The sequence below is a fragment of the Bradyrhizobium betae genome (assembly GCF_004123905.1).
GTDB classification, from domain to species: domain Bacteria; phylum Pseudomonadota; class Alphaproteobacteria; order Rhizobiales; family Xanthobacteraceae; genus Bradyrhizobium; species Bradyrhizobium betae_A.
The window spans coordinates 75,301-82,575 of record NZ_MZXW01000029.1 but is presented as its reverse complement, the minus strand read 5'-3'; the positions used below and the strand labels follow the sequence as shown (position 1 = coordinate 82,575).

Below are 7,275 nucleotides of genomic sequence, written 5' to 3'. Positions count from 1 at the left end.
TGGAGAGGTTGCTGGCCGCCGTGAGCACCATGCCGGCGGCGTTGCCGGTCTCGTTCGCCGCGGTGCTGACGACGCCGATATTGGTGGTGACCTCCTTGGTCGCCTCCGCCGTCTGCGAGACGCTGCGGGCGATCTCGGCGGTGGCGGCGCCTTGCTCCTCGATGGCGGCGCCGATCGAGGTGGCGATGCGGCTGACTTCCTCGATGGTGGCGGTGATGCCGCCGATGGCGTCGACGGCCTCCTTCGTTGCCCCCTGGATCTGAGCGATCTTGTCGCCGATCTCGCGGGTGGCTTCCGCAGTCTGGCTCGCCAGCGACTTCACTTCGGATGCGACGACGGCAAAGCCGCGGCCGGCTTCGCCGGCGCGCGCGGCCTCGATGGTGGCGTTGAGCGCGAGCAGATTGGTCTGCGCCGCGATGCTGGAGATCAGCTCGGCGACATGCTCGATCTGCTGGGCGCCGTCGGAGAGGGCGCGCACGATGGTGTCGGTGCGGCGCGCGCTGTCGACGGCGCGGCCCGTGACCTCGGCGGATTGCGCGACCTGACGGCTGATCTCGGTGATGGAGGAGGAAAGCTCTTCGGCGGCGGCCGCAACCGTCTGGACGCGCTGGCTGGCTTCGGTGGCGGCGGAGCCGACCACGGCGGCGCGGCGGTTGGTGCCTTCGGCGGTGGACGACATCGACTTGGCGGTGGTCTCGAGCTCGCCGGAGCCGGAGGCCATCAGGCCGACGAGCTGGCCGACGGAGGCATCGAAGCGGTCGGCGAGCGCGATCAGGGCGTCGCGCTTCTCCTGCTCGCTGCGGGTCTTGGCGGCGACCTGCTCGGCCTCCAGGTTGCGCGCCGTCAGTGCGGTTTGCCTCAGCACTTCGAGCGTCTCGGCCATGCGGCCGATCTCGTCGCCGCGATCGGTCTCCGCGACAGGCTTGTCGATGGCGCCTTCGGAGATCTCCTGCATGCGGGTTTTCTGGCGGTCGAGCGCGCCGAGCACGTCACGGGCGATCAGCCAGGACAGCGTCGCCATCAGCAGCATCAGGCCGACACCGATCGCGGCGAGCTCCAGCGTCAGCGCTCGCACGTCGGCATCGATGTCGTCGACATAGAGGCCGTAGGCAATCGCGACGTTCCAGGGGGCAAAGTGGCGCGCGAACACCAGCTTGCGGACTGGCTCGGTCTGGCCCGGACGCGGGAAGAGATAGGACAGGATGGCGCCTTCAGCTGACTGCTTGGCCACGTTCACCGTGGCATCGCCGATCACGATGCCATTGGCATCCTTGATCCCGTTGTTCTTGCCCTCGAGCTGGGGCGCGCCGCCGTTCATCATCACCGTTGAATCGGCGGTGTAGACCACGGGATAGCCCTGGCCGCCGTTGAACTTCATTCCCCGGCCGCGCAGCTTGAACTGGGCTTGCGCATCGGCGAGCGTCATCTTGCCGGCGGTAACCTCGTCCTGAAGCGATTGCGCGAAGCCGTGCAGCAGATCGACTGCCGTCTGCATCTGGCGTGCGCGGTCTTCGAGCATGCGGGTCTTGCTGAGATAGGCCGACGAGACGATGAGGGCGGTGACGGTGAGCGCTGCAAGCGCGACCATGCTGGTGAGCTTGGTGCGGATTTTCAGGTGACTGAGCAGCGTCATGACGGCCTCGGGAATGGTTGTAGAAGGCTTGTTCTCGCGCAGCCGTATCAGGAAATTCTTACCAATCCTGAATGCAGAGGGACGTTGGTTCCGGCGCGGCGCAATTGGCGCAGCCGCGTACGTGCGTATGCAGGCGATGCGCGAACGCCTGCGGCGATGTAGCCGGAAAAATCTGCTTACGGCCTGTGCGAACGCATAAACCAGCGCGGCCCATGGACACCGCGATTCGCTGTTGCGGCGACGTTGGACGAGCGTAAATGTCGCGCGGCTTACGCCGCGCGCACACCGGCCAGGAATGTGCCGACCTCGCCCGAGAGCTGCTCGGCCTGCTTGGAGAGGTTGCTGGCCGCCGTGAGCACCATGCCGGCGGCGTTGCCGGTCTCGTTCGCCGCGGTGCTGACGACGCCGATATTGGTGGTGACCTCCTTGGTCGCCTCCGCCGTCTGCGAGACGCTGCGAGCGATCTCGGCGGTGGCGGCACCTTGCTCCTCGATGGCCGCGCCGATCGAGGTGGCGATGCGGCTGACCTCCTCGATGGTGGCGGTGATGCCGCCGATCGCGTCCACGGCTTCCTTGGTCGCGCCCTGAATTTGGGCGATCTTGTCGCCGATCTCACGCGTCGCTTCCGCGGTCTGGCTTGCCAGCGACTTCACCTCGGAGGCAACGACGGCAAAGCCGCGGCCGGCTTCGCCGGCGCGCGCGGCCTCGATGGTGGCGTTGAGCGCGAGCAGATTGGTCTGCGCCGCGATGCTCGAGATCAGCTCGGCGACATGCTCGATCTGCTGGGCGCCGTCGGAGAGGGCGCGCACGATGGTGTCGGTCCGGCGCGCGCTGTCGACGGCGCGTCCCGTGACTTCCGCCGATTGTGCGACCTGACGGCTGATCTCGGTGATGGAGGAGGAAAGCTCTTCGGCGGCGGCCGCAACCGTCTGCACGCGCTGGCTGGCTTCGGTCGCGGCCGAGCCGACCACGGCGGCACGGCGGTTGGTGCCTTCGGCGGTGGACGACATCGACTTGGCGGTGGTCTCGAGCTCGCCGGAGCCGGAGGCCATCAGGCCGACGAGCTGGCCGACGGAGGCATCGAAGCGGTCGGCGAGCGCGATCAGGGCGTCGCGCTTCTCCTGCTCGCTGCGGGTCTTGGCGGCGACCTGCTCGGCCTCCAGGTTGCGCGCCGTCAGTGCGGTTTGCCTCAGCACTTCGAGCGTCTCGGCCATGCGGCCGATCTCGTCGCCGCGATCGGTCTCCTCGACAGGCTTGTCGATGGCGCCTTCGGAGATCTCCTGCATGCGGTTCTTCTGGCGGTTGAGCGCGCCGAGCACGTCACGGGCGATCAGCCAGGACAGCGTCGCCATCAGCAGCATCAGGCCGAGGCCGACCGCGGCGAGCTCCAGCGTCAGCGCTCGCACGTCGGCATCGATGTCGTCGACATAGAGGCCGTAGCTGATCGTCGCGTTCCAGGGCGCGAATTTGCGGGCGAACACGGTCTTGCGCACCGCCTCGGTCTGACCGGGGCGGGCATAGAGGTAGGAGGTCACGCCGCCCTGGGTGTTCTGCGCGGCGTTGATGATCGCATCGGCGATCATGACGCCGTTGGCGTCGACGGCGCCCGTGATCTTGCCTTCGAGCTGTTGATTGGCGCCGTTCACGAGCAGTGAGGTGTCGGGATTGTAGACGACCGGGTAGCCTTGGCCGCCGTTGAAAGTCATGCGCCGGCCGCGCATATGGAACTGGGCCTTGGCCTCGGCCAGCGTCAGCTTGCCGGCGGTGACGTCGTCCTGAACCGACTGTGCCAGGCTGTAGAGCATGTCGACCGCGGTCTTCATCTGCTGGACCCGGTCCTCCATCATGCGGCTCTTGCTGAGAAAGGCCGATACCGCGATGATGGCCGTGACTGTGAGAGCCGCAAGGCAGACCATGCTGGTGAGCTTGGTGCGGATCTTCAGATGGCTCAGCAGCTTCATCACAGCCCCTACGGAATGGTTGTTATTGTCATCGTCCGTAACATGAAGTTCTTACCAATCATGAACCTTGGCATGCGGACGTCTCCGACCCGGAAGACGCGTCGCAGCCTTATGCGCAAGCGTGCAGGCAAAACGCCGGCCATCGCCTTGTATCCGTATTTTTGCGGAGAGGTATGGTTCTCAGACGTTGGTGGTGATCGAGCTTGGCAGGGTGGGCTATGAACCGATTCGTTCACCGCCTCGTCATGTCCGTGCTGCTCGTCGCGGCCCTCGTTCTCATCTGGAACGTGCTGGGCTCTCGCTGAGATGGCACCGGCAATGCTGCCGGCGCCATCCGTTACTTGCGCGTTGATCGCGTGCGTCGGCGTCGCGCGAACGCGCCGCCGGTCGGGCTAGTCCTTGCCCATCGCCGCATCGGCGCTGACCGAGCCGCCGCCGGCTGCGGAGAGATAGAGGCAGGCGAAGCAGAACAGGATCGCCGCGGTGCCGCCATTGAGCAGCGGCAGGAACACCGGCGTCTCGCCCTTGAACATGTGGCCCATGAAGTAGGCGAAGGCCATTTCACCCGAGAGGATGAAAGCGGTAAGGCGGGTGAACAGGCCGATCATCAGGAGCGCGCCCAGCACGAGCTCGATGGTGCCCGCCGCGTAGATGATCGGCGGAATGTTTGCGAAGTACGGCAGCACCGGAAACTTGAACAGTTTTGCGATGCCGTACTGGAACAGCAGCAGGCCGGTGATGAAGCGAAACAGGCTCAAGAGAACCGGTTGAAAGCGAACGAGATAGGGAAAGTTCATTGGTTTTTGCCCTCCATCCAATGCTGCGACTTGGACCGTATTCGGTTTCGCCTCGCAAGCCACCGGGATCAATTCCGCGCTGACATTTTTGTCATGTCGGACAAAACACCGCAGGCTGAAGTTTCAGCCGCATGCAATCCGCATTTTTTGCGCGCATTCGCGTCATTCCCATCCGTAATTCCCCGGTGACGCGAATACGCTCAGGTTACTTCTGGGAGACCTAGCGCCGCAAGGCGGGGACAACCAGGAATGGAATCATTCCGAGCACCATGCTCGCAAGTGCGAAGGCGAGCAGCGCATTGTAGCCATGGGTCGCATCGTGGATCAGGCCGCCGCTCCAGGAGCCGAACGCCGAGCCGAGGCCGCTGCCGATCGAGATGGTGCCGTAGATGGTGCCCATCCGCTTGCCCTGGAAAATCCGCATCGCAGTCGCGCTGATCAGCGGGCCGCGCGAGCCCATCATGCTGCCGAAGCAGACGACGAAGCCGGTCAGCAGAAGGATGTTCGGATAATGCTGCAGCAGCCAGAGCAGGGCGATGCCGAGGATCGAGATCGCGTAGCTCAGCAGCACGGACGGCCGGCGCCCGATCACGCCGTCGAGCGCGGAGACCCCCAGCATGCCGAACACCAGCACGACGCCTGAAAAGCCCCAGGCGGTCGCGGCCTGGAGCGGCGGGAAGCCGGCATCGATCAGATAGGCCACGATCTGGGCTGCGATCGCGTACATGCCGACGGCAGTGAAGAAGAAGGTCGAGAACAGCGCCCAGAAGGCGTGGTGGCGCATCGCGCGGAGAAGCGTCCAGCCATTGTCGACGAAATCAGGGTCGGTCTTCTTCACGACATGCGGCGAGCCGGCAGCGAACAACCGCCACGGCAGCAGCATGAGCGGCACCAGCAGGCCCAGTGCGGCGAAACCGAACAGCTGATAGGTATGGCGCCAGCCGATGTGATCGATCAGGAGCTGCGAGGCCGGCAGCAACGCCAGCACGCCGCCGCCCATCGCTGAATACACCACCGACATTGCGGTTGGCAGGCGCGGCCCGAACCAGCGGCCGAGCAGGATCGAGTTCGGCACAATGCCGATGAAGGCGACGCCGATGCCGACGCAGAGGCCAATCGAGAGCTGGAACTGCCACAGATGCTGCGCGTGCGCCGCAATCAGGAAGGCTGCGCCGAGCAGCAGCAGGCCGAGCGCATAGACGATGCGCGGTCCGGAATGGTCGAACAAGCGTCCGACGAAGGGAGCGGTAAGGCCGCTCGCGAGCCAGGTGAGCGAATAGACCGAGACGATCTGCGCGCGGTCCCAGCCGAAGCTTTCCGAGATCGGTTTCAGGAACACTGTAAAGCTGTCGCCGAGCCCGCGGCCCAGCACGGCCAGCGTGAAGCAGAGCGCAAGCACGGAGAGCGCGATGCGCACGGCGCCTTGCTCTGCCCTCGCGTTGTCCCCGGTCGCTCCCTTGGGCGTGTTCTTGGGCGTGTTCTGATCCATTGGTGGTCAGGGAGCGCGCTTCGGCGCGCCCTGACAAGCATCAAAAGCTCATACGCCTATGCAGGCTTGAGAAGGACGTGCTTCTTCTTGCCGAACGACAGCTTGATCACGCCCTCCGGCGTCAGGCTGGCCGCCGAGAGCGCCATCTTCTCGTCGGTGACGGGCTCGTCGTTGACGCGCAGGCCGCCGCCCTTGATCTGCCGCCGGGCTTCGCCGTTGGAGGCAACGAGCCCTGCCTTGACGAAGGCGTTGAGCACGCCGAGGCCGGCATCCAGCTCGCCGCGCGGAATTTCCACGGTCGGGAGAGTCTCCGCCAGCGCGCCTTCCTCAAACGTGCGGCGCGCGGTTTCGGCCGCTTCGTTTGCGGCGTCGCGGCCGTGCAGCAGCGCGGTCGCCTCGGTGGCGAGCACCTTCTTGGCCTCGTTGATCTCGGAGCCACCGAGCGCCTCGAGCTTTTTGATCTCGCCCATCGGCAGCGTCGTGAACAGTTTCAGGAACTTGCCGACGTCGGCATCCTCAGTGTTGCGCCAGTATTGCCAGAAATCGTAAGGGCTGAACTGGTCGGCGTTGAGCCACACCGCGCCCTGCGCGGTCTTGCCCATCTTGGCGCCGGACGCCGTCGTCAGCAGCGGCGTCGTCAGCGCGAACAGCTGGTGGGTGCCCATGCGGCGGCCGAGATCGACGCCCATGATGATGTTGCCCCACTGATCCGAGCCGCCCATCTGCAATTTGCAGCCGGTGCGCTTGGCGAGCTCGACGAAGTCGTAGGCCTGGCAGACCATGTAGTTGAACTCGATGAAGCTCATCTCCTGCTCGCGCTCGAGACGCAGCCGCACGGAGTCCATCGTCAGCATGCGGTTGACCGAGAAGTGCCGGCCGACATCGCGCAGCATCTCGATCCAGTTCAGCTTGGTCAGCCACTCGGCATTGTCGAGCATGATGGCGTCGCTCTTGCCATCGCCGTATTTCAGCACCTTGGCGAACACGCCGCGGATCGATTCCTTGTTGGACTCGATCTCGGCAACGGTGCGGATCGCGCGCGTCTCGTCCTTGCCGGAGGGATCGCCGACCATGGTGGTGCCGCCGCCCATCAGCGTGATCGGCTTGTTGCCGGACTGCTGGAGCCAGTGCAGCATCATCATGGTCAAATAGTTGCCGATATGCAGCGAGCGGGCGGTGCAATCGTAGCCGACATAGGCGGTCGCCTCGCCCTTGGCGGCGAGCGCGTCCAGCCCCTCGAAATCGGAGCATTGGTGGATGAATCCACGTTCCTGCAGGGTGTTGAGGAAATCCGATTTAAATGCAGTCATCTGTCGGCATGCCTGACAATTCTTGGTTTACTGTTTTGGGCGCAATTTAAGGGTCTTACGTGGGAACTCGATTGCTGCCCGCCAC

5 protein-coding genes are annotated in these 7,275 nt (G+C 64.9%); all 5 read right to left on the bottom strand.

Annotated elements, in window-relative coordinates:
- The coding region (locus B5V03_RS23775) for a methyl-accepting chemotaxis protein (RefSeq protein WP_129272821.1) at window positions 1-1,633 on the bottom strand (1,633 nt) is incomplete at its 3' end.
- A 269-nt stretch (window positions 1,634-1,902) separates the two neighbouring features.
- Window positions 1,903-3,594, bottom strand: coding sequence for a methyl-accepting chemotaxis protein (locus tag B5V03_RS23770; protein ID WP_129272820.1), 1,692 nt, complete (start codon window positions 3,592-3,594; stop codon window positions 1,903-1,905).
- Between the two features lie 392 nt (window positions 3,595-3,986).
- The gene (locus B5V03_RS23765) at window positions 3,987-4,391 is read right to left on the bottom strand and encodes a DoxX family protein (protein ID WP_129272819.1); all 405 of its coding nucleotides are present in this window, start codon (window positions 4,389-4,391) and stop codon (window positions 3,987-3,989) included.
- 220 nt (window positions 4,392-4,611) lie between these two features.
- Window positions 4,612-5,880: an MFS transporter gene (locus tag B5V03_RS23760; RefSeq protein ID WP_129272818.1), complete on the bottom strand. Its 1,269-nt coding sequence runs from the start codon at window positions 5,878-5,880 to the stop codon at window positions 4,612-4,614.
- A 56-nt stretch (window positions 5,881-5,936) separates the two neighbouring features.
- Window positions 5,937-7,190, bottom strand: a complete 1,254-nt coding sequence (gene tyrS, locus B5V03_RS23755) for a tyrosine--tRNA ligase (RefSeq protein ID WP_129272817.1) — start codon at window positions 7,188-7,190, stop codon at window positions 5,937-5,939.
- Window positions 7,191-7,275 lie beyond the last annotated feature (85 nt).

Bases quoted from the DNA above. Each gene is read 5' to 3' on its own strand.
- B5V03_RS23770 (WP_129272820.1), bottom strand. From the start codon at position 3,594: ATGAAGCTGCTGAGCCATCTGAAGATCCGCACCAAGCTCACCAGCATG.
- B5V03_RS23765 (WP_129272819.1), bottom strand. From the start codon at position 4,391: ATGAACTTTCCCTATCTCGTTCGCTTTCAACCGGTTCTCTTGAGCCTG.
- B5V03_RS23760 (WP_129272818.1), bottom strand. From the start codon at position 5,880: ATGGATCAGAACACGCCCAAGAACACGCCCAAGGGAGCGACCGGGGAC.
- tyrS (WP_129272817.1), bottom strand. From the start codon at position 7,190: ATGACTGCATTTAAATCGGATTTCCTCAACACCCTGCAGGAACGTGGA.